Consider the following 26,741-nt stretch of genomic DNA (forward strand, 5'->3'; position numbering starts at 1 on the left):
ACAATATAAAATTTCTGAGATTGTCACGCCCTCGGCTTTGCCTATCCTTGTAATGACGACTTGGCCTCTACACGGGAATGACATCGGTAGTCATATTTTAGGTATTTCGATTCTTACCGATAGCCCGCCTAGATCCTTGCTATCTTCTAAATAAATAGAGCCTTTATGATCGTTTATTATTTCTTTAGTAATAGCAAGCCCAAGCCCTACGTTACTTGCATTATCAAGTTGTCTTGCTTTATCCGATCTATAAAACGGTTTAAATACAAGGTGTGTTTCCGTATCATCTATACCGGGACCGTTATCCTCAATAATTATAGCTACGGTAGATGAATTATCTTTTGAGGATATCTTAATTTTAGTTCCATATTTTATAGCGTTACCGATTAAATTAGACAAGGCTCTTTCAAAAGAATGCGGCTTAATGCATACTTCTAGTTTATCTAAATTAGTAGATTTTATAAATTCAATATTTACATGTGACCATTTGTTAAAAAAACGTTCCATCCAAGGTAATAATAAAATGTCTTCAAATTCTTCTGTATTTTCACCTTTAGCAAAATCTAAATAAGAATTTATCATTTGCTGCATAGTTAATATATCTTGTTTTAACCCTTCGCTTTCTTCGCTTTCTTCCATCAATTCAAGTTGTAGCTTCATTCTTGTTAAAGGAGTTCTCAGGTCATGAGAAATCATAGCAAGCATAGTGGTTTTTTTAGTAATTTGTTTTTCAATACGAGCTTTCATTTTTAAAAAAGCAAGCCCTGCTTTTCTTATTTCTAAGGCTCCTGAAGGTTTAAAATTTTTGCCTTTTAAAATACCTCGACCAAATTTATCCATGCTATCCGCAAGAGTGAGTATTGATTTAATTTGCTTTTTGGAGAAAATAATAGAAACAGAAAGTAATATAACAGTTAAAGATATAACCCATAAAACAAATATATATACTGTAGGATTAAGTAGTAACTTTGCAGGAAAAGTAATATATAATACTCCATCTTTTAATTCTAAAAATACTTCAATTTTATTTTCCTTATTTAGTTTAACTATATTTTTTTCATGGATTTTTGTAGCTAAAATATTTTTGAATATAGTTAAAGATTCACCTAATTTAGGCTGTTTTATAGATAACTTTTTATTAAGCTGAAACTGATAAGATAAATTAAGATAATTTTCCGATAAATGGGTTATCTTTCTTGAATTATTTCTATGTTCTTTAATCAATGATTCTATTTCATTGATAATAATAGTACTAGTATAATATGAAACATTATACCAATGACGATCGTAAAACAAAAATATAGCAACGATTTGTCCTATTAAAATCGGAATGATTATAATAAACATAAACCGTACAAATAATGTTCTTGGTAAAGCATATTTCAAAGAGCTTGATACAAGCGAATTTTTCAAGATTCGTCTGTGCTCACGTATTTTTATACGCTGTGTAGGCTCGCTTTTAAATTCATCTTGTCTGAAGCTCTTTGAAATATGCTGTAATAATTTAGATATAAAGTGCATAGCCCTCATTACGCACAGTTTTTAAATATTTCGGCTCTTTTGGGTTGTCTTCTATTTTGCTTCTTATTCTTGTAATTTGTACATCGATAGAACGCATACTAAGCCCTCCCATTATTTTTGACAGTTCAAAACGACTAGTAGATTTACCGGAATTTTTTATTAATATCTCAAGTAATTTTTGTTCAGTAGAGCTAAGAGATACAATTTGATTATTCTTGGTAAATTCTTTTGTATCGGAATTATAAAAATTATTGCCGAATTTAATTATATTCGTTTCTTTTGTAAAGTTATTATAATTATTGATTAAGTTATTTATCCGAAGTAATAATTCTCTCGGTTCAAAAGGTTTAGTTATATAATCAGAGGCACCGGCTTCAAGTCCTTTAACACGGTCATCAGCTTCCGATAAAGCAGTAAGCATAACTATAGGAATATTATTACCGGCATCCCTTATAGTAGTAGCAAAATCAAGCCCTGTTATTTCAGGTAACATAACATCTAAAATAATTAAATCATAATTAGAAGTTTTTAATAGATTTTTAGCTTCTATGACTGAGCTTGTCGTTGATACTAAAAACGCGTTTTTATTTAAAAATTGCTTTAAAAGTGCTAATATTCTGCTATCATCATCAACGATTAAAATATGTGCTTTGTATGTATGCATGTATACTCGTTTAATTTAAGAAAATTGTATTTCACTATTGTCATCCCGTGGCTTGACCACGGGACCTTATGTCGCAGGCTGTGTTCTGAGATCCTGCGATCAAGTCGCGGGATGACGTTAAATACTAATGGATTCCCGCTTTCGCAGGAATGACATAAGAACTACGGCCGTATAGCTCATGACGATTGACAATACTTTAATATAAATATAGGTTAATGACAATGGTAAAACTAGAGCAAATTTTGGGGCATGTTTGGATTAACGGTGATTTAGTTCCTTATCAATTTGCAAGGATTCATGTTTTGACTCATAGCCTGCATTATTCAGGATCGGTATTTGAGGGTGAGAGAGCTTATAACGGCAAAGTTTTTAAACTAAAAGAACATACGGCAAGATTAATAAAATCAGCAGAAGCATTAGGTTTGAAAGTACCTTATAATGTAGACGAGATAATAAAGGCTCATGAACGTGTAATAAAACAAAATAATATTAAGGATGCATATATAAGACCGCTTATTTGGTGCGGAGACGAGTCGCTAAATATCACTAATCAGTATTTATCTACTAATCTTTTGATTGCCGGTATTCCATCTATGCCGAGGTCTTTTGAGAAAGGTATAAATTTGCATGTAAGCCGCTGGCGTAAAGCAATGCCTGATAGCACTCCGGTACAATCTAAATCCACCGCTCAATATAATATGGCAATAACGAGTAAAAAAGAAGCTAAGGCTCTTGGCTATGAGGATGCATTATTACTTGATTATGAAGGGTATATTGCTGAATGCACTACAACAAATATTTTCTTTGTTAAAGATAAAATATTATATACTCCAATTGCCGATAGGTTTTTAAATGGTATAACAAGACAGGCTATTATTGAAATTGCAAAAGATTTAGGTCTAGAAGTAAAAGAAGAGCGTTTAAAATTAGAGCAAATAGAGGATTTTACCGGATGTTTTGTTACAGGCACAGCAATTGAGGTACAAAATATTGATTCTATAGATCTTGGCAATAAAAAGATTATTTTTGATGATCATAAAATTGCAGATCGTTTGAAAGAAGAGTATAGGCGTGTTGTTAGGGAGTAGAAGAAACGTCATTGCGAGGAGGTATTGCCTGTGTATGGATACCGAGTCGTCATTGCGAGCAGTCGTAGACTGTGTGGCAATTTCATGAAATAATAACAAACTCCTGAGATTGCTTCGTCGAATTACTACGTAATTCTTCTCGTAATGACGATTTAATAAGCTAAACAATTAAAATCAAAAAAATCATGCATAACATATTTAAAGGTTTAATTACCGCACTTATAACACCTTTTAAAGATAATAAGTTAGACTTATATGCTTTAGAGAGAATTGTAAAACATCAAATAAAGCATGAAGTCGATGCAGTATTAATTGCAGGCTCAACGGGAGAAAGTAGTAGTTTAAGCTTTGAAGAATATAAACTATTACTGCAAACTAGCGTAGAAATCGTTAATAAGTGTATTCCTATAATAAGCGGGTGTTCATCAAATAATACTACTTATGCAAGAGCACTTGCAGCGGAATCTACAAAAATCGGCGTAGATGGTTTTATGGCTAGTCCACCATCTTATGTCAAACCTACCCAACACGGGATTTATAAACATTTTGAAGCATTGCATGAAGCGTGTAATCTACCTATTATGTTATATTCAGCTCCAACTAGAAGCGGAGTAGATTTTTCTGATGAGACAATATTGAGACTTAGCAAGCTACCGCGTATTTTAGCATTAAAAGATTGTGGTGTAGATTTAGAACGTTCATTGCGGATCAGAGCAACAGTTAAAAAGGATTTCAATATTTTAACCGGTAATGATGAAGTAGTCCTAGCTTTTAATGCTCAAGGTGGGGTGGGGTGGACTTCTGTAGCCTCTAATATTGTTCCTAATATATGTAAGGAGCTATTAGAAAAATGGAATAAGAATGATAATAAAGGAGCATTAGAAATCCATCAGAAATTACTACCTTTATATACAGTATTATTTGTAGAATCTAATCCGATTCCGATAAAATATGCTGCACATTATTTAGGTTTATGTGAAAATGAAATTAGACTCCCATTAACTGAAGCAAGCGATAGTGCCAAAAAACAAATTGAAAACATCATAACATCACTATCTATAAAAATATGACTGAATATAAGAAAGTTATTGCACAAAATAAGAAAGCCCTTTTTAATTATTTTATTGAAGAAAGGTTAGAAGCGGGTATTGTATTAAAGGGCAGTGAAGTACGGTCTCTGCGTCAGGGCAAAGCTTCTATAGAAGAAAGTCATGCGGCAGATACCGGACATGAGGTATTTTTGTATAACTGCCATATTGCAGAATATGAAAAAGCGAATAGATTTAATCATGCTACTCGTAGACCGCGTAAATTATTGTTGCATACTAAAGAGATAAAGAAAATTATCGGTAGAATTAGAATAAAAGGCTATACGCTAGTAGCTCTTTCTATGTATTTTAATAAAAAAAATAAAGTGAAAGTTGAACTTGGTATTGCTAAAGGTAAGAAATTACATGATAAAAGAGAGTCAATTAAAGAAAAAGACTGGAAAAGAGATCAGAGCAGATTAATAAGACAGAAGTAATGGACTTTGCTACACCGGATGACAAGCCGGCTTTGTTACATAGCTCGTTTTATGTCATTCCCGCTTTCGCGGGAATGACATATAGAATTACTTAGACTTTAGGAAGATATAAAATTTTAAAAAAGGTATTTATGCAGCATATTATAGGTAAAATATTGGTTATATTTATAGTTATAATAGGAGTTTTATTTGTTTTCAAAACAATGAAAACTTATTCTACAAATGCGGTTTCCGTTGAGGTTAAACAAAGCGAAGATGCAAGAAAATGTGAAGAGGAAAGAGTACAAGAAATAATCAAAGATTATTTGCTTAAAACTCCGGAAATAATAATAGAATCAATAGAAGGGTTGCAAAAACGTAAAGTACAGGAAAATGAGACTAAAGTTAATAACTATATAAAAGATAATAAATTAAGTATTGAAGATAGCACAAGTTTGCCTGTTATAGGAAATAAAGACGGTGATGTAACAATAATTGCTTTTTATGATTACAATTGTTCTTATTGTAAAAAAGGCGATGTTTCTATAAATGAATTATTGCAAAACGATCCAAAAGTTAAAGTTGTATTACGACCGCTTCCTATCCTTGGAGATGTTTCCGAATATCTTGCAAGAATAGTTTTAGCCGTTTATAAGGTTAATCCAAGTAAATTCAAAGCTGTTCATGATGAATTAATAAAAATCAGAGATGTTTCTCAGGAATCTATAAAAGAATTATTAACTGAGCATGGCTTAAATGCTACGGAAATTGAAGAAATTGCCGATAGTAATGAGATTAAAGATTTAATTACTCAAAATATGAACATAGCTAGAAGTCTTAGAATTCAAGGAGTACCTGCGTATATAATCGATTCAAAATTAATATCTGGGTTAATAGATTTCCCACAATTACTAAATATAGTTAAAGAAATTAGGGGTAATTAAGAGTTCTTAAGAATTGTTGCGTAGACCAGTAAATGCTTTTTATGTTATTTCCGTGAAAGCATTGTTGCATGGATACCAAATCATCATTGCGAGGAGCGAAGCGACGTGGCAATCTTGTCAAGCATCCTGAAATTGCTTCGTCAATTAGTTACGTAATTTCCTCGCAATGATGGTCTTCAGTCTCCACGCAACAAGGCCTAGTAGGAATGACAGCAATTGCTCTTGAATAACTTTAGCCTTTATTTAGTAAATCTAACATAGTTTTACCGATATCGGCAGGGGATCTAGTGATAATTACGCCGGCACTTTGTAGAGCTTCAAGCTTATCTTCGGCACTTCCTGTTCTTCCGACAATAATGGCTCCGGCATGTCCCATTCTTTTACCTGGAGGTGCTGTAATACCTGCAATAAAGCTTACTATAGGTTTCTTGATTTTTGACTGCTTGATAAACTCAGCTGCATCTTCTTCTGCATTACCGCCAATTTCACCGATCATAATAATTGCTTTTGTTTCATCATCTTTCAAAAACATCTCAATACAATCAACAAAATTAGTGCCGTTAACAGGATCGCCGCCTATACCGACACACGTAGATTGTCCAAGTCCTACTGCTGTTGTTTGTGCTACTGCTTCATAAGTTAGAGTACCTGATCTTGAAACAATACCTATTGTGCCTCTTTTATGAATATGCCCAGGCATAATACCGATTTTACATTCACCCGGTGTGATAACTCCAGGGCAGTTAGGACCGATTAATCTAGTTTTAGAACCGACTAAAGCACGTTTTACTTTCACCATATCAAGCACTGGAATTCCTTCCGTTATACATACTACTACTTCAATTTCGGCATCGATTGCTTCTAATATTGAATCAGCGGCAAAGCCGGGCGGAACATATATAACGCTTGCATTTGCACCGGTTTTTGCTTTTGCTTCATGTACGGTATTATATACAGGTAAATCAAGGTGAGTATGACCGCCTTTGCCGGGTGTAACACCGCCAACCATGTTAGTGCCGTACGCTATCGTTTGTTCAGAGTGAAAAGTTCCTTGTAAACCAGTAAAACCCTGACAGATAACTTGTGTTTTTTTATTTATTAATATTGCCATGTTAAATAATGTTTATTGTTTTTATTTTACTTTGATGTCATCCCGCGACTTGATCGCGTGATCCAATCCTTTTTTAATTTTTTTATGGATACTGTGGTCAAGCCACGGTATGACACTGAACTGGTTTTTCGAGCTATACAACAAGGTCAATGCCTGTATAGCTCATGACGGTTATCTACCGTATCGCTTCAACTATTTTATTTGCCGCATCTGCTAAATCATGTGCCGGTATTATTGCTAAACCGGAATTTGATAAAATTTCTTCGCCTTTTTCAACGTTTGTACCGGCTAAACGAACTACTAACGGTACTTTTATACCTATGTCTTTTGCAGCGGCAATAATCCCTTCTGCTATAATATCACAACGCATGATACCGCCGAAAATATTAACTAGAATCGCTTGTACTTTTTTATCAGATAAAAGTATTTTTAAAGCTTCTTTTACACGCTCATGATCAGCTCCACCACCGACATCCAAGAAATTAGCAGGCGAAGCACCGTAAAGTTTAATAATATCCATAGTGGCCATGGCAAGACCGGCACCGTTAACCATACAACCGATATTACCGTCCATTTTTACATAGCTAAGTCCTGCATTTGCTGCTCTAGTTTCTAGAGGATCTTCTTCATCATGATCACGCATTGCCGTAATATTCGGATGCCGAAATAAGCCGTTATCGTCAAAAGTAATTTTTGCATCTAAAGCTAATAAGTTTCCGTTGCTATTTACAATTAATGGGTTGATTTCAATTTGTGCTGCATCGGTTTCAATAAAAGCATTATAGACTGATTTTACTATTTCTTTCATCTGTTTAGCTTGGTTATCCTTAAAGCCTAACTCATAAGCTATGCCTCGCATATGAAAATCTTGTAAACCGGTTGCAGGATCAATGGAAAATTTAATAATTTTGTTCGGAGTTTTTTCTGCTACTGCTTCAATATCAACTCCTCCTTCTTTAGAAGCTATAAAAGTAATACAGCTAGCCGATCTATCAAATACTATACTAAAATAATATTCTTTTAAAATATCACAACCTGATTCGATATAGAGACGGTTTACTTTTTGTCCTTGAGGTCCTGTTTGATGCGTTACTAAATTAATACCAAACATGTCATGAGCAACTTTTTTGGCTTCTTCTTTACTCTTAACAACCTTAACACCGCCTGCTTTACCTCTACCGCCGGCATGTATTTGTGCTTTAACCACATATACTTCCGTATTTAATTTATCTATGGTTTCATTAATCTTTTCGGTTTTCGTAACAACTAGCCCGGTGGAAGTAGGTACGCCGTATTTTCTTAAAATCTCTTTTGCTTGATATTCATGAATATTCATTTTAAATAAATTATTTAAATTGCTATTAATTTTTATGGATAAGATGCATTTTTAACTTCTTTTACTAGATCTTTATCAAAAGTGATAAACTTATTAGCACTATTGACTTCTCCTTCTGCAATAATTATATAATCCACAAAGTCTGCTTTACCTTTAATATATTTCTCAGTAGCTGATATTATTATGTCTTGATGCCCAATGATAAAGCCGGAATTATCAATAAGATTAATTACTGCTTCATAAATTTCCTGGCGAGTAAATTTATTTACTTTTAGCACCCATAGAAATTCAAGTAATGCATATGATGCAATAACAATCTTATTAGTGATGTTATTGTTTAAGAAATTTTGAGCTGCTTTACCTTGTATTTTATCATCTTCAAGAAAAGTGTGAGTTAAGATATTAGTGTCAATTCCTATCATTTTCGATAACCGCAATACTAATAGCTTCATCTACATCCACCGGACCGTTTTTAGCTTTATGTTTATCTTTACCAAAAAAGCTATAGATATCTTTTTTATGGGAAGCAATTCTAATGTTTCATTTTTTTTTGTAGTTAATTATTAACTCAGAGCCTGAATGTAAACCAAGTTTATTTCTTATATATTTAGGTATAACTACCTGTTTCGATGAGATTACTACTCTGGCACTTTTACTCATAATACTAATATAGGAAGTTATCTGATCTTACTTTGTATATAAAACACAATTTATTATATGTCAATAAGTTTATAATGAGGTTACTCATTCACTATCCTTTTTGAATACGTTATCTTTCCTAATAAAGTGATGATATAATGCAGCTAGTATATCAAAATAATTAAAGCAGTAAATAAGCAGCATTTTTATAGATTTTTTTTAAAGATTTTGGCAAATTGTAAATCTGGAGCAAAAGAATTTATAGTAAACAAACCATAAAAATCAATATGATGGTTTGATAAAATAGTTATTAGAAAGCCGCTTATCGGCATTAATAACATTAAAAGCTATAGCAAATGTATATTATATTAGCGGCTTTTTTTGCCAATTCGGTATATCTTCCGGTAGCAAAACATTAGCATTATAGAATTTCCATAAAAGCCTTATTATTACTAAAGATAAAACAACTATACCGGTTGCTTTATGGATCTCGTATAATTGCCATTTTAAAGGAAGTTCTAAGAAATTATCCATTAAGACACCGACAACGAGCATTACTATAACTATAATGCTCATAATCCAGTGAAAAAGTTTTGCAATTAAGCCGTAAGAATTTTCAGTATTTGTAAGTAGCATGATAGTACTCAAACTTACTTAATGTCATTGTCGCTCTTCTGTGTCATTTTCCTGCGAAAGCAGGAATCTAAAAAATAATAAAAAATACTAAAATTATTAGTATTTGTAACTAGATCCCATGGGCAAGCCACGACGGGGTGACACCGAGTCACGGTATGATAGTTTCTGCTTAATTCCCAATGGCCGTATCTATAATCTTTTCTGCCTCTGTACCGCTAATTTTTTCTTTATCATTCAGAATGAGATTAGCATTCTTTAAGTCATCTCCTATATGTTCCGCTCTTCCTTTTAAAACCTTAGCTAAAAACTGCTCGGCAAGAGCGTAATATGAGATTCGATTACCGGCTTTTGCAAATCCATGACCTTCATCTTTGTAAAGTGCATAAACTACCGGTATATGCTTTGCTTGCATGCTGTGTACAATCTGTTCTGATTCTGCCTGCACGACTCTCACATCGTGAACACCTTGTGCTATAAATAAAGGCTTTTTGATATTATCAACAAAATTAATCGGTGATCTGTGTCTTAAAAATTCTTTTTCTTCTTCAGTATCCCAAGGTCCTATACGTGTTTTATATATACTTAACAATGGTGTCATATAAGGAGCTTTAGATTGCACATGAGTTAATAAATTAGACATACCGACAACGTCAATACCGCAAGCAAATACGTCAGGCGTCATGGTAAGACCTACAAGCGTTGCATAACCTCCATAGCTTCCACCCATAATACAAACTTTGTCAGAATCAACTATATTATTCTTAATAGCCCAGTTAACACCATCAATTAAATCGGTGTGCATTTTACCGGCATATTCTAAATTACCGGCGTTTAAGAAATCTTTCCCAAAACCGGTAGAACCACGGTAATTTATACTTAAAACTGCGTAACCACGATTTGCAAGCCACTGATGCTCAGGATTGTATCCCCAGCTATCACGTACCCACGGACCGCCGTGGACATTTAAAATTAGAGGTACTTTTCTATCGGGTATATTATTTTTATCGAGCTTTACATCATTTGGAAAAGTGATATAGCTAACTAAATCAAGCCCGTCACGTGACTTGATAATTATCGGTATCATCTTAGCAAGATTATATTGCTCAAGTTCTTTGCGATTAGTAAATAAAAACTCAGCTTTTTTATTTACCCTATCATATTTATAATATTTCACCGGTGCATTATCAGCCATATGAGCAACGATCCAAGTTTTATCGTCTAGCGTCCTACTATTAATAATTAAATCACCGCGATCAATAGATTGCAAATATTTAATATCATCTTCAATATCTTTATCTAATATTTTATATGAGACTCTATCATAATCTATAGATACTGCTTGCGGAGTTTGCTTTGTGGGATGAATTGTAAATAAGCCGATATCAGCTTTTGTATCTTCGGCTAATATTTCTTCACTACCTGTAGCTAGTGTTATAACTTTAAGTGCGGAGGTATTACGATTACGTCCCTCTAGCATATATAAAGTTTCACCGCTAGCATCAAAACCAAGTATGGAAGTGTTAAAAGAATCTTCCATTGATATCTTAGTAAATAACCTTGGTTCTCCGTCTTTTAATTCATAATATTCAACAGCTCCGTCTTTATCTAGTAAGCTACCGAATCTTAAATTTAAATTTTCATCAGTTACATAATCAGTAAATCTATCATTTTTATAAATCAGTGCTTTTTCTAGAGTATCTAGATTTAATTTGTAAATATCAAAATATTCAGGATTACGCTCATTTAAATATATTAATATCTCATTTGGCTTCTTATGACTTGCTCCGGCTATTTTGGCTTTAACTCCTTTTGCAGGAGTAAGTAATTTTGTCTCTTTTGTCTCTATGTTATAGCTATAAATTCGGTCATTTTCATCACCGTTAAAGTCTTGGGTATATAAAATATTTTTATTATTATAAGCTTTAGCATAAGACCAAATACCGCGTCCTTTATCATGGGTTATGGCTTCTGCTTTACTAATATCATCTGAGGGTGCTAGCCAAATGTTTAATACACCGTCTTTCGGTGCAACATATAGAATATATTTGCCGTCGTGGGTTAGAGAAACCCTTGCTTTATCAGGGTTACCGAATAAAACTTTTCTGGGGATTATTTGATTGTTATCCGTTATCGTTTGAAGCATAAAAATACCGACACTTATTATTAATATAGTGCCTATAATATAGAAAATTTTACTCACTACTAATAGTTTGTTATTTAGTTTTATAGTCTTTTGATGTCATTTCCGCGGAAGCGGGAATGACATTCAGGTCATAAAATATAATTGTTACACTCTCTCAATATTGCTTAAAAACCAATCAACTTCTTTGGTATTAGCATTACGTGTAAATGTCCATTCTTCTTTTAAATCTTCGATTTTGTCAACTACATTTTTACCTTGAAATAGTAATTTAATAAATATATTATTACCGAACATGTAAATTTCTGAATATTTTGCACTTAAAGCCGATGAGTCAAAAAAATCACCATAGGACGGTGTTATTTTTTCAAATTCTTCCAAGTATCTTTTATCTATCAGCTCAGATAATTCTTTAGCATCTTTTTTATAAGCAGCTTCTATAATCATTTGAAAAGCAGTTTTAGCATTATTTATGAATTTAACCGGATCAAAGGAGTAAAGGCGTTTATGGACTTGTTCCATTCCATCTACGACCGCAGTTATATTATGTTCTACTATTATATCTTTAAAAGCTTTAATATCTTGGGCTGTTGGAATATTTTTTTCTTCTTTATTAGATTTAACTATACTGTAAGTTACGTCCTTAATAACCGGTTCGCCAAAATAAGATTTTTGCTTTGTTTGTTCCTCTTCTGAAGTAGAACCAAGAGTCGTAATTAATTTGTTGATAATGTAAAAGGCAATAACGGCAAAAGTTAATAACTCTATTATTTGAGGAGACATTTTCTATTTATTTTTATTAAAAGATTATTTTTATATATTAATATAAAAAAATAATCTTTTAAAGTTATTTAATAAAAAATTCACTTTTAATTGATGAATGAACTGGCGAGCTGGTAATTCAATTTTATAATGCAACATAGTAGCTATTGTAACCGAAGTAGCAAAGTTAAGCCATAAAGGAGTTGGATCAATCCAGTAATATGCTACAAAAATTCTGTAGTAAAAACAGAAAGGTATAAAGCATATGAAATTTGATCTAGAAAATATGTTATTGGATTACCGAAAATAAGTGTACTTAATCCTGAATCATTAGATGTTCCAATAATTATTAAGGATGAGCCAACTGCAAGCCACCAAAGTGTTTCTGCATTAATTATAATAAAAATATAAACAAAAACAGCAATTCCTACAAATGTAATAATATCATAAATAATATAATTAAGTTTCAAAGATTTTATATATTTTGTAATAAAAAATGTTATACAACCAAAAATAAATACACCTAAAAACATTATTAAGCTTTTACCGTAAGCAAATTGTACTCTTTCGTTACTAATATGGGTCTGCAGCCATTGAAAAGCATAAGGAGCAGAAATTATCCCATAAGATATAAATAACAAGATTATCAATAACTTAATTATTGATAATCTTTGCATCAATGATATTAAAAAAGGAAATAATTAATATGCAAACATTGCCGTACGTATTGTACATGAAGGTTGATTCCAAGATACTAAATCCGTATTTTGTTATGCCATATTTAAGTTATAACGTTACTGATTAAAATATGGCATGATACAATAACCTAAATATTAAAACAATTTATTAATAATAATTTTTTAATAAATTATTAGATTTTTATATTCAGAGATCTTTTAATAAGTGTACCACTTTTATAGCATTATCAAATCCGTGATCGTAATGAAATCTTATATCAGGCGAGAATTTCATATTTATTTTATTAGTAATAAAATTTCTGATAGCATTTTTAGAATTATTTAATGCATCCATAATTTCATCTATTGTTAGTTTAGTATTAAAAGGCAAGAAATAACAATTAGCTATTTTGAGATCAGCAGTAACTATAACTTTCGTAATAGTGAGAGGACAATCAAAAAGTCTGGTATCCAGCATTTTGCCACGCCTTAGAATTTCTATTAATGCTTCATTTATAATGCTTGCTAATTTTTGTTGTCTATGAGAATGAGTTTTTGTTAATTTTTTCATGCGTTAAAAAATATATACAATTCTAAGGCATAATAGCATGCTTTTGCCAAACAACCAATACCTAAAAATTTTAGAAATTTTGTTTTAAAAAAACCGGAGAATAAAGAAATAAAGCTTCCCCAAAAAGCAAATGCCATTAAGAAAATTATAAATATCTCATATTTATAATATAGTTTTGTTAAATTTTTATGTCTTAAAATATTTTGTGTATTTTTGGAAGCATAAAAGATATTTAAAACTATTTTTCCAAAAATATAATTGATTGCATTACCGCTAAGAGAAGCACAAATAGCTACTAACAGCATTATTAAACTATTATAGCCTCCGAATATTTTCATAGAATGAAATATTAATTCATTCTGAAAACCTATAACAAGATTTGAGACAAAACTATCAACAAATAATAAACTATATGCTTCAAATTGATTCATGAATGTAATATATTGAATTTTGATTAGGGGTATTAATCGTCATTGCGAGGAAAAACTGTAAGTTTTGACGAAGCAATCTCATGCCAAAATCCTGAGATTACCATAACCCTTACTATCTAACACCAAAATAAAGTAACTGGCAATGAAAAAGCAAATTATTTATCCTGATTTTATAGCACGAATTTTTTCTACGGCACTTGATTTATCAGTATTTGCCTTTATAGCAATCCCAATATCACAATTTTGTTCTTTTAATTTATTATGGTTGTTCTTTAATGATTACTTCCTTAGCAATAACATTAATCTTCATAATCCCAATGAAATGTTTAACTCGGTTATGAGTCAGGAATTTTATGAATATCTTAAAGCAGGAAATTTTAATAAATATATTTTGTTTAATATTTCAATTTTTGCTACTAATATATTAGTAATAGGCTCATATTTCATAACGCTTTGGTATTATAAAGGTGCAACGTTTAGTAAAATGTTTTTACGTATGAAAATCGTAGATGCCGTAACATTAAATCGTCCGACCTTAAAGCAGTTAATTAAAAGATTTTTAGGGTATATGACTTTTCCTATCGGTATTTTTTTCATACTTTTTTCTTCTAAAAAACAAGCATTACATGATAAGATAGCCGGAACCGTCGTTATTAAGTCTTAAATATACTCCTAAGTAATACTAAGTAATAGACGAAGTTTAATTTGGAAAAGAGCAAGGAGTATATAAGGCGAGGAGCGGAGCATATACACTTAATAGGTGAGTACTGCAGTTCTTATAATACGACGTAGCTCATTTTTCAAATTAAACGAGTATATTTATGAATGAAACAAATGATAATGATATAGATCAGCTAATTTATCTTTTTTCAAAATTACCCGGTCTTGGTATTAGATCGGCAAGACGTATAGCGCTTTACCTATTACAAGATAAAGACTTAAGGTTAAAAAGCCTGATTAATAATCTTGTAGAGATAGATAAGAAAATAGTAAAATGCGAGATTTGCGGTAATATGGATACGGAAAATATGTGCCGTATTTGTTCTTCTGAATATAGAGATAAATCAATTATTGCTATTGTCGAAACTGTGGCTGAATTATGGGCAATGGAGCGTAGCGGTAATTTTAAAGGTTTATATCATGTACTCGGTCATAATTTATCGGCAGCTAGTAGACAAAACCCTAGCATACTTCGGTTACCTGAACTACTTACAAGATGTTTTGCAGAAAATATTAAAGAAGTTATTATTGCTACTAATTCTACTTTAGAAGGTCAGACTACTGCTTATTTTATTACAGAATATTTAAAAGAGCATCCTGCGAAAATTTCTCGCCTTGCTAGCGGTATACCTATCGGAGGTGAACTTGATTATTTAGACGAGGGTACCGTATCTGCCGCTATTAACCTACGCCAACCTTTTGAGTAAAAATTAATAATTTTATTAAAGTTATAGTGAATCTTGATGAAATTCTAGATGATGTTCGCCGGCGAATTTTATTATATCATTATGATTTCCTTGATGATCAAAATGTATCAGTAATTCACCTTGTTCGTTTGAATGTAATATATTTGTGAATAAACGCTGGTCACCATCAATTTTAATGTCAACTACTTTTTACCGATAAATTTAACGCCGTTATCCCCCTGTTGTCTATATATTATATCTTTCTTTAAGGCATTTATAAATTTATCACATTGATTCTTATCTAATTTCAATGGCTTCCTGATTTTTATTATCATATTGTAAAATTTCCTCAACTTTCTTTAACGCTAAGTTGTATTTCTTAATTGCGATTAAACAAGTGATAATCTTATTAATTTTTTCTATAGCTTGTGCTTGTGCAAAATTAAGGTTGCTAACAAGAGCTTCGATATGAATTTGGTTAATATATTCTTCAGGATTTATAAAAATTCTATTGCCTGGAAGATATTACTGAGATATGGAGTTATTTTATTTTTAGGTATTTTTTGTATAAATTGTTTAGCTAATTCATATTGTTTGGTATATAAGGCTGTTGTAGATAGTAATATAACACCACTAATAGAGTTGCTAATTTCGATTCACTCATCCTTTAGGTTGTCTTCATTCACAATTTTCTCAGCAGCAGAATATTGATTGTATTTGGCAATATATTGAAAACATCGAAACTGTTCTTGACTATCTTTAGATAAATTGTCTTGGTTAATTAGATTTAATTTAGCTTCAGCAATTTCAGCTAAATTAAATCTCATTGCTGTCAAAATTTTGATATCTGTAGGAGCATTTTTGATTAAATTTTTTGTTGCTGTTGCCCTTTCGTTAAGTAAATAAATATTAAATAAGCTATAGATTGATGAAGCGCTATCGTTTGGCTGATCCTTTAAAATGCGTAATAATTGTTCTTCGTCTAATGATAATTTTCCTGTATTATTATAGGCTACTGATAGATTATAACGGCAAAAATAGATGAATTTACTTTCCTGTTTTTGCTCATTGTTTACTAGATTCGCTGGTCGTGGTGCAAGTAATGTTATTATTTCATCATATTTTTTGGTAGCAAGCAATATTTCAGAAAAAGAGCCTAGAATAGCAAAATCTTCTATATTTGCTAATTGTTTAATAATATCAGGTTGAAATAAATTTCTGCAATAAAATTTAGATATTTTTGATACCATTCTCCTTGAGTTTTAAGTAAATTTACAACTATAGGTGCTGATTTAAGTATAGCTTTAGTTACTTCTTCCATTAATGCAATATTCTTTTCTACTACGGCTAAACGAAAAATATTTTCCTTAGCGATAAATTTATTGATAATCTTAGTGATAGGGTTAGAAGAATTGGAGCTAGGTTTGTATTCAAAAAATATTTCTACTTTAGAATTTTTATTAATTAAAGCATTATATTCACTAATCTCATACTCTTTAAATAACTCATGATTTTTAAGTTCTTCGTAACTGTATTTTTTAATACACATTCCAATAGCTCTTTTGGGGTTTTTACCTCTTTTATCTTCTTAATTGCTAAATTAGCAAATTCTGAAGCTAATTTTGAATTTTTTATTTCTTCAATAGTTCTTAAATAATTATTTTTTATATCAAAATCCTTAACTATTGCTGAGTACAATTCTATAGCTGTATTTAAGGTAATATTGGAGCTTTACATGGTAACCATAAAATATGGTTATTTTCAGAAAAGTTAATAGAAAACTTGATTTCATATATGATGCCTAGTTATTTTTAACAAGGCATTATACATTAGTTTAATTCTTAGTCAAAAAATTATTAATATTTTTTAATAATTACCCACCGAATTGCTCTTTAATAATTCTATCTTCCAGCGTATGGTTGTTATTAAAGAGCAGTTTGACAGGCTTATCCTTAGTAGATTTAACGGTAACATTTGTGATATTATTAAACTCCTGAAAGTCGGCAGTAGCATTTACCGGTCGTTTATTTGTATTAAGTATTTCAAATTTAATCGTAGCAGATGAAAGCAGTAAAGCACCGTGCCATCTACGCGGTCTAAACGAGCAGATAGGGGTTAGGCATAACATGTTTGACTCAAGCGGTAAAATAGGACCGCTGGCAGATAAATTATAAGCACTACTTCCGGCAGGTGTTGCAACTAAAGCTCCGTCTGCTACTAATTCGCTCATTCTCTCTATCCCGTTTACTTCTATTCTAAATTTAGCAGCTTGATTAGTTTTACGAAATATCGATACTTCGTTAATAGCAAGTGCCGTATATATTTGACCGCTCGTATCTTCGACTTGCATAAGAAGAGGATTTAGGATAGAAACCGTACTTTCATGTATATTTTGTAATAATTTTTTGGTATCTAAAGGATTCATTAAAAAGCCGAGGCTTCCTAAATTAACTCCGTAAAAAGGTATATTAAGATGCATATAGCGGTGAATATTATGTAGTAATTCTCCATCCCCGCCTATTACGATAATGACCTCCGCTTCCTCTATTTTACAATAATTATAGAGTTTTTTTATTTCCTCTATAATAGCTAAATGTTTGGAATTGTGGTTATAAATTAATGCTATTTTATTTATATTCATTATATGAATTTCTTTTTTAATATATAGACGCTTAACTAATAATAAGTTATAAGAATAAAATAATAAAATAAATATTAAGTTAAATTATGTCTATGTCATCATTCAACATCAAAAATCATAAAAATGATCTGCTATTTGTACCGCTAGGGGGATCTAATGAAATAGGTATGAATCTTAATCTTTACCATTATCAAGGTCAATGGTTAATGATTGATTGTGGTAGCGGTTTTGCCGATGATTATTTACCCGGTGTTAATATGATAATTGCTGATAGCAGCTTTATCGAGAAATATAAAAAAGATATAGTAGGTCTGATTTTAACTCATGCTCACGAGGATCATTTAGGTGGAGTCCAATATTTATGGAATAGACTTAAATGTCCTATTTATATTACTACTTTTACAGCAAATTTTCTAAAAATTCGTTTAAATGAATATGATTTTGCTAAAAATATAAAAATTCATGAAGTAAAACCCGGTAGTAAAATAAATCTAGATCCTTTTTCCTTAGAGATGGTGCCACTGACTCACTCGGCTCCTGAAATGCAAGCAATTATGATCCGTACGGATGCAGGTAATATTTTACATACGGGGGATTGGAAATTTGATAACGATCCGATACTTGGGAAAAAAGCCGATGAGGAGCTTTTAAAATCTTACGGAGATGAAGGGGTTCTTGCACTTGTTTGTGATTCAACTAACGTATTTAATAAAGGAAGCTCAGGTTCTGAGGGGGATGTTAGAAAAAGTTTAGTAGATATTATAGCCGGTTGTCCTCAAATGGTAGTAGTTTCAACCTTTGCCTCTAATTTAGCACGGCTTGATACAATAATTCATGCTGCAGGGCTTGCGGGTAGAAAAGTAGTCTTAACCGGTAGAAGTTTGCACCGTATGATGCTTGCTGCACAGGAAAGCGGCTATTTGAAAGATATTGCTCCTCTAATTAGTGAACGTGATGTTAGCAGATTTAGAAGAAAAGAATTATTAGTAATTGCTACCGGTTGTCAAGGTGAGCCTATGGCTGCTACCGCAAAACTGGCTAGTAATTCTCATCCGTCTATCAAGCTTGTTCCTAAGGATACAATGATTTTTTCTTCAAAAATTATTCCGGGTAATGAAAAGAAAATATTCAGGCTATTTAATATATTTGTTAAAGCCGGTATAGAAGTTATTACCGAGCGAGACCATTTTGTACATGTTTCAGGACATCCATCGATTGACGAGCTACAAAAAATGTATTCTCTAATTAGACCGAATATTTGTATACCTGTTCACGGCGAGCCTGTACATATTCATGAACATGTTAAGCTTGCTAAGAAAAACGGCATAAAACAGGTAGTAGAGGTTGAAAATGGTAGTGTAGTACTGCTTGAACCTAATAATGCAAAAGTAATTTCAAAGGTTGAAAACGGTTATTTAGCTGTTGACGGTAATTATTTGCTGCCCGTTGAATCTCCGATTTTCAAAGCTAGAAGACGTATGTGTGAGTCGGGTATTGTGGTAGCATCAGTAGTCATTAATAAAAAAGGACTACTTGCTGCAAACCCAATGCTGTCTATGCCCGGGCTGCTTGATCCGAAAGAGGATATGGCATTAGTTAACCTCATTAAAAACGACATTAAAGAACTTGTTACCATTCAAAATAAACAGGCTAAAAAAGCATTGTCGGATGAACAAGTAATCGGGGCAATAAAAGGAACAATCCGTAAAACCTTAAAACAAGAAATTAATAAGTTACCCGTTATAATAGTAAATCTTGAGAAAGCTGTGGAGTAGTGAAATTGTTATTGTGAGAATGACATAAACAAGCCAAGTAACGATACCTACAAACCTGTAAGTGACAAAGAAAAAATAAGCACATGAACAAATTTAAAAATATTGCGGTGTATGGGGGAGGGAGTTTCGGTACTAGCCTTGCTTCTTTAGCAGCACAAAACTGTAATAACGTTACTTTATTTTTACGTGATGAGACAATAGCAAAGGAAATTTTACATAACAAAACTAATGTAAAATATTTAGGGGATATTAAATTACCTGCTCATTTACAGGCTACTACAAACTTAGATATAATTAAGGATTTTGAACTAATTATTATTGCATTGCCGTCTTACGCAATAAAATTATTAAAAACTCACAGCATTTCTAAAGACAATACTTTTCTAATTGCAACAAAAGGCTTTGCCCGTAATCCTACCGCATTATTTTCAGATAGGTTAAAAACTCTATTACCGTATAAACCCTACAGCGTTTTTTGTAGGTCTGAATCTAGCAAAAGAACTTGCTAAAATTTACCTGCTTCGGCACGTATTGCAAGTTTGGATATAGATATAGCAAATAAAATAGCTTATAACCTAAGTTCAAAAATTTTTACTACTAATGTGTCAAGCGATATTGTAACATTACAGGTAGCAGGAGCTTTAAAAAATATTTTTGCTATTAAAGCGGGATTGATTTAGCAAGAAAGCAGGGCGAAAATGCAAGAGCAACGCTTGTAGTAGCTGCCTTAAAAGAAATTGCTATTTTGTCGCAAGCGTTAGGTGGTATGCAAAAAAATTCTGATATTTTACTAGAGGGCGTAGTAGGCGATTTAGTGCTTACTTGTTATTCGTTAGGTTCACGTAATACAAAATTTGGTTATGAACTTGGAATTAGTAGCGATAAAAAGAAATTTTTATAGGAATATAAAGAGCTAGTAGAGGGAAGAGAAGCATTAAAATTAGTTTTGGATTTGATAAAAAAATATAATTTACATATGCCTATAATTTTCGAAGTAGCTTCGTGTGTTATTCCTTATGTCATTCCTGCGAAAGCAGGAATGACATATGACTCCACGCGAGCAATACCAATAAATATGAAAATTTCATATTAAATTAGATACCTTAAATCACATAAAGTTTTTAAAGTTTCAATTAGAAATTTATTGTGGTCTGATGAAGTAAAAATCTTTACAAAATTTAGTGAAAAAAAATAAAACCTCATATATTATAAGTAATTATATCTTTAGCTCATTACATGGTAATTTTTAGTATAGTTTTTTTTAAAATCGTTTCGGTATTATTAAGTGTAGTAATAGGATTTTTAGCAGGTAAATATTCAAATGTTGAAAGAGATAGTATCTCTTCGTTACTATTTTATTTTATATCGCCTATAGTATTTTTTACGATACCTGCTAGTACAACCTTAACACTTGCGGCATTAAGCCTTACGGTTGTAACATTTGTAATTGCAACACTCTTATCGCTCTTTTCTTATTATTTTTTTGGTAAATTTTGGCAGGATCATACACGTAATATTATAGCTTTGTCTGCAGGTACGGCCAATGGCGGGTATTTTATGTTGCCTATAGCTGCAGCACTTTTTGATGATTATACATTAAGTATTTACATGATGGCTGTTATAGGAGTGAATATTTATGAATGTTCCGTCGGCTTTTATATTTGTATGAGGAGCTTTGCTAATACCACCGATAGTATATTAAAAGTAGTAAAATTACCGATTTTAAACGCTTTTTTCTTGGGATGTTTATTTAGTTTTTGCGGTTTTACTTTACCGGATTTTTTAGATGATTTTATATATAATATGAAAGGCTCTTTTTCGATACTCGGTATGGTGATGGTGGGTCTTGCTCTTGCGTCTCTACAAAAATTTGAAGTCGATATCAAATTTACTCTTGCTACTTTTGCTGCTAAATTTCTATTCTATCCTTTGGGAGTAGGGTTATTTATCATGTTTGATCATTTTGTAACAAAATGGTATAACAATGATTACTATAATGCCCTAAAACTACTTTCTACGGCACCACTCGCAGCAAATACTATAGTTATAGCGAATTTACAGAAATTTTACCCTGAAAAAGTTGCAGCTACTGTGTTTTTATCTTTGCTTTTTGTAGTTATATATATGCCGACCATGGTCAGTATATTTTTAAGTGACTTAAATTAATAACATGATGACAATTGATGACAATGATTTTTTTACAATTTATTCTAAATTGGTATTAATAGGTGCATATGAAAATTAATTCAATAAAAATTGGTCCCTATATTAATTTATTACCTCTTCAATATATACCGAAACATAAAATTTCTTATTTGGAATTCGGTGATCCTAAAAATAAAAATATAATAGTATGTGCTCACGGTTTCACTAGAAATGCTCATGATTTTGATAAAATAGCTAAAGAGTTGAGTAAAAATTATAGAGTAATTGCAATAAATTATCCCGGTCGCAGTGATAGCGAAAATTTTAAAAAAGCTAATCATTATAACTATACGACTTATATTAAAGATACGTTATTTTTTTTTAAAAGGCTAAATATCAAAAATCCTATTTGGCTTGGTACTTCAATGGGCGGTATTATAGGTATGATACTTGCCAGTAAATATAAAAATATTTTTAAAGCCTTAATATTAAATGATATAGGGGCGTTTATTGATGCTGCTCCTTTAATTAAAATTGGAGGTTATGCTAAAAAAACGATACTTTTAGATGATTTGGCTAGTGCAAAAAAACATTTAAAACTTATTTATGCACAAAGCAGTATTAAAGATGAAGAAGATTGGGATTATTTAACAAAATATAGTGTAATTTCTACATTCGGCGGAAAATATAAAATGAATTATGATCCTGCTATAACAAAAGGAATGAAAAATGCTAGTAACCAGAAAGATATTAAACTATGGTCTGTATGGAACAAAATAAAATGTAGAATATTAGTAATTCATGGGATGAAATCTCAAATTTTAACAAAATCTACTATTAAAAAGATGAAAGAAACAAAAATTTTTGATCTTTATGAAATAAAATATGCCGGTCATGCTCCTTCTCTAATGAACCCTGAAGAAATTAACTATGTCAAATCTTGGTTAGAAAAGAAGTCTTAGATTGTATGACCTTGTATTGTACGAACGTTCAGGATGTCATTCCCGCTTCCGCGGGAATCCAGAAAGATAACCTTAATCTTAGTACAAAAATTACATATTTAATACAATAAACATATAAAAAACAGTTTTTTATATGTTTTTCTGGATTCCTGCTTTCGCATGAATGACATAGGCATCATTTAAATTAATAAATAATAATTATGAAAATTACTACTAAAGTACTAATAATAGGTTCAGGACCTGCGGGCTTAAGTGCCGCTATTTATACAGCTAGAGCTGCTTTAAAACCAATATTAATAAATGGTATGCAGCCAGGCGGGCAGCTTACAATTACCACCGATGTTGAGAACTATCCAGGATTTGCGGAAACGGTGCAAGGACCTTGGCTTATGGAGCAGATGTATATGCAGGCTAAAAATGTCGGTACGGAAATTGTTAGTGATTACGTAGAAAAGGTGGATTTATCAAAAAGACCTTTTAAAGTATTTGCAGGAGCAGGAAATGAATATGATGCGGAGAGCATAATCATTTGTACCGGTGCGGAAGCAAAATGGCTTGGTATAGCTTCAGAGCAGAAATTTCGTGGTTTTGGTGTTTCGGCATGTGCTACTTGCGATGGTTTCTTTTTTAAGAATCAAGAAATAGTTGTAGTAGGGGGAGGAAATAGTGCAGTAGAAGAAGCTTTATACTTAACCAATCATGCTAACAAAGTCACTATAGTGCATAGAAGAGATAGTTTTAGAGCTGAGAAAATATTACAGGATCGATTATTTAAAAATTCTAAAATATCAGTAATTTGGGATCATGTAGTAGATGAGATTGTAGGTAGCAATAAACCAAAATCCGTTACTGGAGTTAAAATTCAAAATGTTCACACCAAAGAGATTAGTTTATTGAATTGTAGTGGTGTATTTATAGCTATTGGGCATGCACCGAATACGGGGCTATTTACCGGACAAATTGTAATGGATGACGATAATTATATCATCACGAAGTCAGGTACTACTAGAACTAGTGTAGAAGGTGTTTTTGCTGCTGGTGACGTTCAGGATAAAATTTATAGACAAGCAGTAACTGCTGCAGGAACAGGCTGTATGGCGGCTCTTGAGGCTGAAAAATTTCTAAATAAATAATTTAGATTTTTTAGCTGTAAATTAACATATAAGTTAATAAAAAATTGTTGCATTTAGTAAGACACTTATTATAGTCATTGTGTATTAATTTAATTAGGTACAAATATATAATGACTTGGAACAAATATACCACCACAAAAACAAACTATTGATACATACCCATTACTTATGAAATTTTTAGTTGGATGAGGTAGTTTTAACATACAAACTTTAGAAGTATTGAAAAATGCTAATTTAGAAATAGAGCTAGCAGAAGCCGCATTTTCAAAAAAATTTTTAATATATCTGCAATAAAATTTTACTTAAATCATTTTTATGCAAATAGCCAAAGTGAAAAATTTACAGAGCTAGAAATAACCGGAGTTAGATATGATCAAGTGATAAAGGCTCCTGATATTAGGTTAGCTACCGATAAGCGTACGACTACTAATATATTTAAAAATTTGACTTTGGACTCAATAGGTTACATCAGAATTGGATTTTTAATGGAGATGACTCAAATGGTTGGCTGTTAGCAAGTATAAATCTTAATAAAGGCGGTTATTTAATAACTTAGAAAAAGTATTTCTCTCAGCTGTGATCTCTTTAGAGTCACAATTAATAAATCCTAAGAAAAAATATTACTCTGATATTTCATCTGAGGTTATTGAGTATGCATGGGGAAATATTAAAGGAGTTAAAGGTAATTATTTAGAGCCATTCAAGCATTTAATAGCTTTTGGCAAAGAAGAAATAAGTCCCTCTGAGTTATGGGTTAAAATAGCTGAGGCTATAAAGGTAGATAAAGTATCAAATTTATTGTGAGAAAACATTCTAGAAGACTTAAACAAGATAGGTGTATGACTTTATTATAATAGAAAACTCTGCTATATTATCTGACATTGGATATAAATTTCCTCAAGAAATATTAAATCTTATATTAAACGCAATAGCTCCTGAAGATATCATTAATATTATAAAACATGCTAATTTGGCAAATATTTCTTATGATGTATTAGAAAGTCAAATGGGTGGTGAAGATTTTGGTATAAATAATTCATTATAAATATTTTTCTTGCTAGTATTGCCATATAATTTTAAGATAAGTTCATAATACTTTTCTCGAGTCATGCAACAACGCCAATATTCGCTCGCAATGACGATTTTAGTATCCACGCAGGTAAAAATATATGAACTTACTTAAAAACATTACGGGAAAGAATTATATAAACGGTGAATTTATAGAGTTCGGGAAGCAAATATCCGTTATTAATCCTGCGACCTTAAAAGAAATTGCTACAGTTCCGAATTTAGGATTATCTGAGATTAATTCAACGATTAATAATACGGTGACTAGTTTTTCTTTATGGTCACAAAGTTCATTTGGAGCGAGAATAGCAATTCTTAGAAGATGGTATAATTTAGTAATCGAAAATATTGAGGAGTTAAGTCATATATTAACCCTAGAGCGGGGTAAAGTACTTGCTGAATCAAAAAAAGAAATTTTATATGGAGCCTCTTTTATTGATTGGTATACATATGCTATACATAATATTCATTCGACTATCAAACCCGGTAATAGTAACACTCATAAAATTGTTATGCAATATGAGCCTGTAGGACTGTCTGCTGCTATAACTCCTTGGAATTTTCCCAATGCAATGATTACTCGCAAGGTAGTACCTGCAATAGCTGCAGGTTGCAGCGTTATATTAAAACCGTCAAGTCTTACGCCTCTATCAGCTTTAGTACTTGCGAAATTTGCAAGCGATGCCCGGTTTGCCTACCGGAGTATTTAATGTAATTACAGGTAGTTCAGATATTATAGGTAAGGCTTTTTGTGAAGATTTTAGGCTGCAGAAATTATCATTTACCGGCGCTACAAATGTCGGTAAATTCTATATCAAAATACCGCAAATACTCTAAAACGTTTATCTTTGGAACTTGGCGGCAATGCTCCTTTCATTATAACGGCAGATAATAATTTAGAGAAAGTAGTAAGTGATTTAGTAATCGCTAACACTAGGAATAGTGGACAGTCTTGTACTTCACCTAACAGAATATTTATAGAAGAATCTATATATGAAAAATTTATAGAAATTCTAAAGGCTAAATTTACTAAGCTTAAAGTCGGTGACGGATTTGATAAGGAATCGGATATAGGTCCGTTAATTAATTCTGCTGCCATAGAAAAAATACAAAAGTTACTCGCTGATGCACAAAGTAAAGGAGCTAAATTAGTTTGCGGCGGTAAAACTGTTGATCATTTTATTGAGCCTACTATTATTATTGACTGTTTGGATAATATGGATATCTTTAGAATAGAAATATTCGGTCCGGTAGTTGCTTGTTATAAATTTAAAGATTTGGATGAAGTAATAGAACATGCAAATAATACCGAATACGGCTTGCAAGGATATGTATATTCAAATAATATATCCGTGGCACAAATGATAGCGTCTAAGCTTGATTTTGGTATGGTATCGATTAACGACCCGTTACCTGCAAATGCAAAAGCACCTTTTGCAGGACGTAAAGCTTCAGGTTTTGGAGTTGAAGGCTCATTTGAAGGAATGTTTGAATATCTAAATACGAAATATATAAATTTACAGAATTAAGCATGCCCGCATGGTTCCTTTTATGTCATTCCTGCGAAAGCAGGAATCTAGTAAAGAA

At 31.7% G+C, this 26,741-nt stretch carries 27 protein-coding genes and 4 pseudogenes; 15 read left to right on the forward strand and 16 right to left on the reverse strand.

The features are described from left to right. Positions 1-90 precede the first annotated feature (90 nt). Positions 91-1,521 (reverse strand): palindromic element RPE3 domain-containing protein, encoded by a 1,431-nt coding sequence (locus ABVF33_RS03605; RefSeq protein WP_499706291.1) that lies wholly within the window; start codon positions 1,519-1,521, stop codon positions 91-93. Then, positions 1,505-2,185, reverse strand: coding sequence for a response regulator transcription factor (locus tag ABVF33_RS03610; RefSeq protein WP_146709070.1), 681 nt, complete (start codon positions 2,183-2,185; stop codon positions 1,505-1,507). Before ABVF33_RS03610 ends, ABVF33_RS03605 begins: the two co-directional genes overlap by 17 nt. Before the next feature lie 215 nt (positions 2,186-2,400). On the opposite strand from ABVF33_RS03610, the gene ABVF33_RS03615 reads away from it, so the two are divergent. The 4 genes from ABVF33_RS03615 (at position 2,401) to ABVF33_RS03630 (ending at position 5,721) form a co-directional block, all read left to right on the forward strand. Further along, complete coding sequence (locus ABVF33_RS03615) at positions 2,401-3,273, forward strand: branched-chain amino acid transaminase (RefSeq protein ID WP_499706292.1); 873 nt, start codon at positions 2,401-2,403, stop codon at positions 3,271-3,273. A gap of 185 nt (positions 3,274-3,458) precedes the next feature. Beyond that, a complete protein-coding gene (gene dapA, locus ABVF33_RS03620; protein ID WP_499706293.1) occupies positions 3,459-4,343 on the forward strand; it encodes a 4-hydroxy-tetrahydrodipicolinate synthase in 885 nt (294 codons plus the stop codon). After that, complete coding sequence (gene smpB / locus ABVF33_RS03625) at positions 4,340-4,798, forward strand: SsrA-binding protein SmpB (RefSeq protein WP_004995749.1); 459 nt, start codon at positions 4,340-4,342, stop codon at positions 4,796-4,798. Before dapA ends, smpB begins: the two co-directional genes overlap by 4 nt. 131 nt (positions 4,799-4,929) lie before the next feature. Then, the gene (locus ABVF33_RS03630; RefSeq protein WP_499706294.1) at positions 4,930-5,721 is read left to right on the forward strand and encodes a DsbA family protein; all 792 of its coding nucleotides are present in this window, start codon (positions 4,930-4,932) and stop codon (positions 5,719-5,721) included. Between the two features lie 232 nt (positions 5,722-5,953). Here ABVF33_RS03630 and sucD read toward each other — a convergent pair whose 3' ends face one another. From sucD to ABVF33_RS03680, 10 genes and pseudogenes are all read right to left on the reverse strand, one after another. Continuing rightward, positions 5,954-6,832 carry a succinate--CoA ligase subunit alpha gene (sucD, locus tag ABVF33_RS03635; RefSeq protein ID WP_499706295.1) on the reverse strand — a complete coding sequence of 293 codons (879 nt, stop codon included), beginning with the start codon at positions 6,830-6,832 and terminating at the stop codon, positions 5,954-5,956. A gap of 175 nt (positions 6,833-7,007) precedes the next feature. Continuing rightward, positions 7,008-8,168: an ADP-forming succinate--CoA ligase subunit beta gene (gene sucC / locus ABVF33_RS03640; protein ID WP_499706296.1), complete on the reverse strand. Its 1,161-nt coding sequence runs from the start codon at positions 8,166-8,168 to the stop codon at positions 7,008-7,010. Between the two features lie 32 nt (positions 8,169-8,200). Next, positions 8,201-8,590, reverse strand: a complete 390-nt coding sequence (locus ABVF33_RS03645; RefSeq protein ID WP_499706297.1) for a type II toxin-antitoxin system VapC family toxin — start codon at positions 8,588-8,590, stop codon at positions 8,201-8,203. Beyond that, positions 8,577-8,828: pseudogene (locus ABVF33_RS03650) on the reverse strand (AbrB/MazE/SpoVT family DNA-binding domain-containing protein). Before ABVF33_RS03650 ends, ABVF33_RS03645 begins: the two are co-directional and overlap by 14 nt. 342 nt (positions 8,829-9,170) lie before the next feature. Continuing rightward, a complete protein-coding gene (locus tag ABVF33_RS03655) occupies positions 9,171-9,443 on the reverse strand; it encodes a cytochrome b (RefSeq protein ID WP_499706298.1) in 273 nt (90 codons plus the stop codon). Between the two features lie 169 nt (positions 9,444-9,612). Further along, complete coding sequence (locus ABVF33_RS03660; protein ID WP_499706299.1) at positions 9,613-11,643, reverse strand: S9 family peptidase; 2,031 nt, start codon at positions 11,641-11,643, stop codon at positions 9,613-9,615. Between the two features lie 87 nt (positions 11,644-11,730). Beyond that, positions 11,731-12,366 carry a Tim44/TimA family putative adaptor protein gene (locus tag ABVF33_RS03665; protein ID WP_499706300.1) on the reverse strand — a complete coding sequence of 212 codons (636 nt, stop codon included), beginning with the start codon at positions 12,364-12,366 and terminating at the stop codon, positions 11,731-11,733. Between the two features lie 203 nt (positions 12,367-12,569). Continuing rightward, positions 12,570-12,986, reverse strand: coding sequence for a hypothetical protein (locus tag ABVF33_RS03670; RefSeq protein WP_499706301.1), 417 nt, complete (start codon positions 12,984-12,986; stop codon positions 12,570-12,572). A 244-nt stretch (positions 12,987-13,230) separates the two neighbouring features. After that, entirely contained in the window at positions 13,231-13,593 is a 363-nt protein-coding gene (gene rbfA / locus ABVF33_RS03675) for a 30S ribosome-binding factor RbfA (RefSeq protein WP_499706302.1), read from the reverse strand. Beyond that, positions 13,590-14,024, reverse strand: coding sequence for a YqaA family protein (locus tag ABVF33_RS03680; protein ID WP_499706303.1), 435 nt, complete (start codon positions 14,022-14,024; stop codon positions 13,590-13,592). The genes rbfA and ABVF33_RS03680 overlap by 4 nt, the downstream gene beginning before the upstream one ends. Before the next feature lie 142 nt (positions 14,025-14,166). Here ABVF33_RS03680 and ABVF33_RS03685 point away from each other — a divergent pair, with 142 nt between their 5' ends. Together ABVF33_RS03685 and recR are read left to right on the forward strand one after the other, a co-directional pair. Continuing rightward, a complete protein-coding gene (locus tag ABVF33_RS03685) occupies positions 14,167-14,688 on the forward strand; it encodes an RDD family protein (RefSeq protein ID WP_499706304.1) in 522 nt (173 codons plus the stop codon). A gap of 157 nt (positions 14,689-14,845) precedes the next feature. Further along, positions 14,846-15,451, forward strand: coding sequence for a recombination mediator RecR (gene recR, locus ABVF33_RS03690; protein ID WP_499706305.1), 606 nt, complete (start codon positions 14,846-14,848; stop codon positions 15,449-15,451). Positions 15,452-15,633: 182 nt separating this feature from the next. Here the strand turns inward: recR and ABVF33_RS03695 are convergent, their stop codons facing one another. The 4 genes from ABVF33_RS03695 to ABVF33_RS03710 form a co-directional block, all read right to left on the reverse strand. Further along, positions 15,634-15,765 carry a hypothetical protein gene (locus ABVF33_RS03695; RefSeq protein WP_499706306.1) on the reverse strand — a complete coding sequence of 44 codons (132 nt, stop codon included), beginning with the start codon at positions 15,763-15,765 and terminating at the stop codon, positions 15,634-15,636. Between the two features lie 321 nt (positions 15,766-16,086). Next, the gene (locus ABVF33_RS03700; protein ID WP_499706449.1) at positions 16,087-16,680 is read right to left on the reverse strand and encodes a hypothetical protein; all 594 of its coding nucleotides are present in this window, start codon (positions 16,678-16,680) and stop codon (positions 16,087-16,089) included. Next, positions 16,614-16,979 (reverse strand): hypothetical protein, encoded by a 366-nt coding sequence (locus ABVF33_RS03705; protein WP_499706307.1) that lies wholly within the window; start codon positions 16,977-16,979, stop codon positions 16,614-16,616. Before ABVF33_RS03705 ends, ABVF33_RS03700 begins: the two co-directional genes overlap by 67 nt. Before the next feature lie 324 nt (positions 16,980-17,303). Further along, positions 17,304-18,071, reverse strand: a complete 768-nt coding sequence (locus ABVF33_RS03710) for an NAD kinase (protein ID WP_499706308.1) — start codon at positions 18,069-18,071, stop codon at positions 17,304-17,306. A gap of 92 nt (positions 18,072-18,163) precedes the next feature. Between ABVF33_RS03710 and ABVF33_RS03715 the strand changes: the two genes are divergently transcribed. The 9 genes and pseudogenes from ABVF33_RS03715 to ABVF33_RS03755 all read left to right on the forward strand — a co-directional run bounded on the left by ABVF33_RS03715 (position 18,164) and on the right by ABVF33_RS03755 (position 26,683). Beyond that, positions 18,164-19,846: a ribonuclease J gene (locus ABVF33_RS03715; protein WP_499706309.1), complete on the forward strand. Its 1,683-nt coding sequence runs from the start codon at positions 18,164-18,166 to the stop codon at positions 19,844-19,846. A gap of 83 nt (positions 19,847-19,929) precedes the next feature. Continuing rightward, positions 19,930-20,939, forward strand: a pseudogene (locus ABVF33_RS03720) (NAD(P)H-dependent glycerol-3-phosphate dehydrogenase). Between the two features lie 143 nt (positions 20,940-21,082). After that, positions 21,083-22,012, forward strand: a complete 930-nt coding sequence (locus tag ABVF33_RS03725) for an AEC family transporter (protein WP_499706310.1) — start codon at positions 21,083-21,085, stop codon at positions 22,010-22,012. A gap of 68 nt (positions 22,013-22,080) precedes the next feature. Beyond that, on the forward strand, positions 22,081-22,953 hold the full coding sequence (locus ABVF33_RS03730) for an alpha/beta fold hydrolase (RefSeq protein WP_499706311.1): 873 nt from the start codon (positions 22,081-22,083) through the stop codon (positions 22,951-22,953). A gap of 200 nt (positions 22,954-23,153) precedes the next feature. Beyond that, the gene (trxB, locus tag ABVF33_RS03735) at positions 23,154-24,086 is read left to right on the forward strand and encodes a thioredoxin-disulfide reductase (RefSeq protein ID WP_499706312.1); all 933 of its coding nucleotides are present in this window, start codon (positions 23,154-23,156) and stop codon (positions 24,084-24,086) included. Between the two features lie 219 nt (positions 24,087-24,305). Next, positions 24,306-24,601, forward strand: a pseudogene (locus ABVF33_RS03740) (hypothetical protein). Between the two features lie 61 nt (positions 24,602-24,662). Then, the gene (locus tag ABVF33_RS03745) at positions 24,663-24,890 is read left to right on the forward strand and encodes a hypothetical protein (protein ID WP_499706313.1); all 228 of its coding nucleotides are present in this window, start codon (positions 24,663-24,665) and stop codon (positions 24,888-24,890) included. Positions 24,891-24,921: 31 nt separating this feature from the next. Further along, positions 24,922-25,131, forward strand: coding sequence for a hypothetical protein (locus tag ABVF33_RS03750; RefSeq protein WP_004995723.1), 210 nt, complete (start codon positions 24,922-24,924; stop codon positions 25,129-25,131). 124 nt (positions 25,132-25,255) lie between these two features. Continuing rightward, positions 25,256-26,683, forward strand: a pseudogene (locus tag ABVF33_RS03755) (NAD-dependent succinate-semialdehyde dehydrogenase). Positions 26,684-26,741 lie beyond the last annotated feature (58 nt).

Origin of the sequence: Candidatus Rickettsia barbarica (assembly GCF_041477405.1) — a bacterium.
In the GTDB taxonomy this organism is placed as follows: domain Bacteria; phylum Pseudomonadota; class Alphaproteobacteria; order Rickettsiales; family Rickettsiaceae; genus Rickettsia; species Rickettsia rickettsii.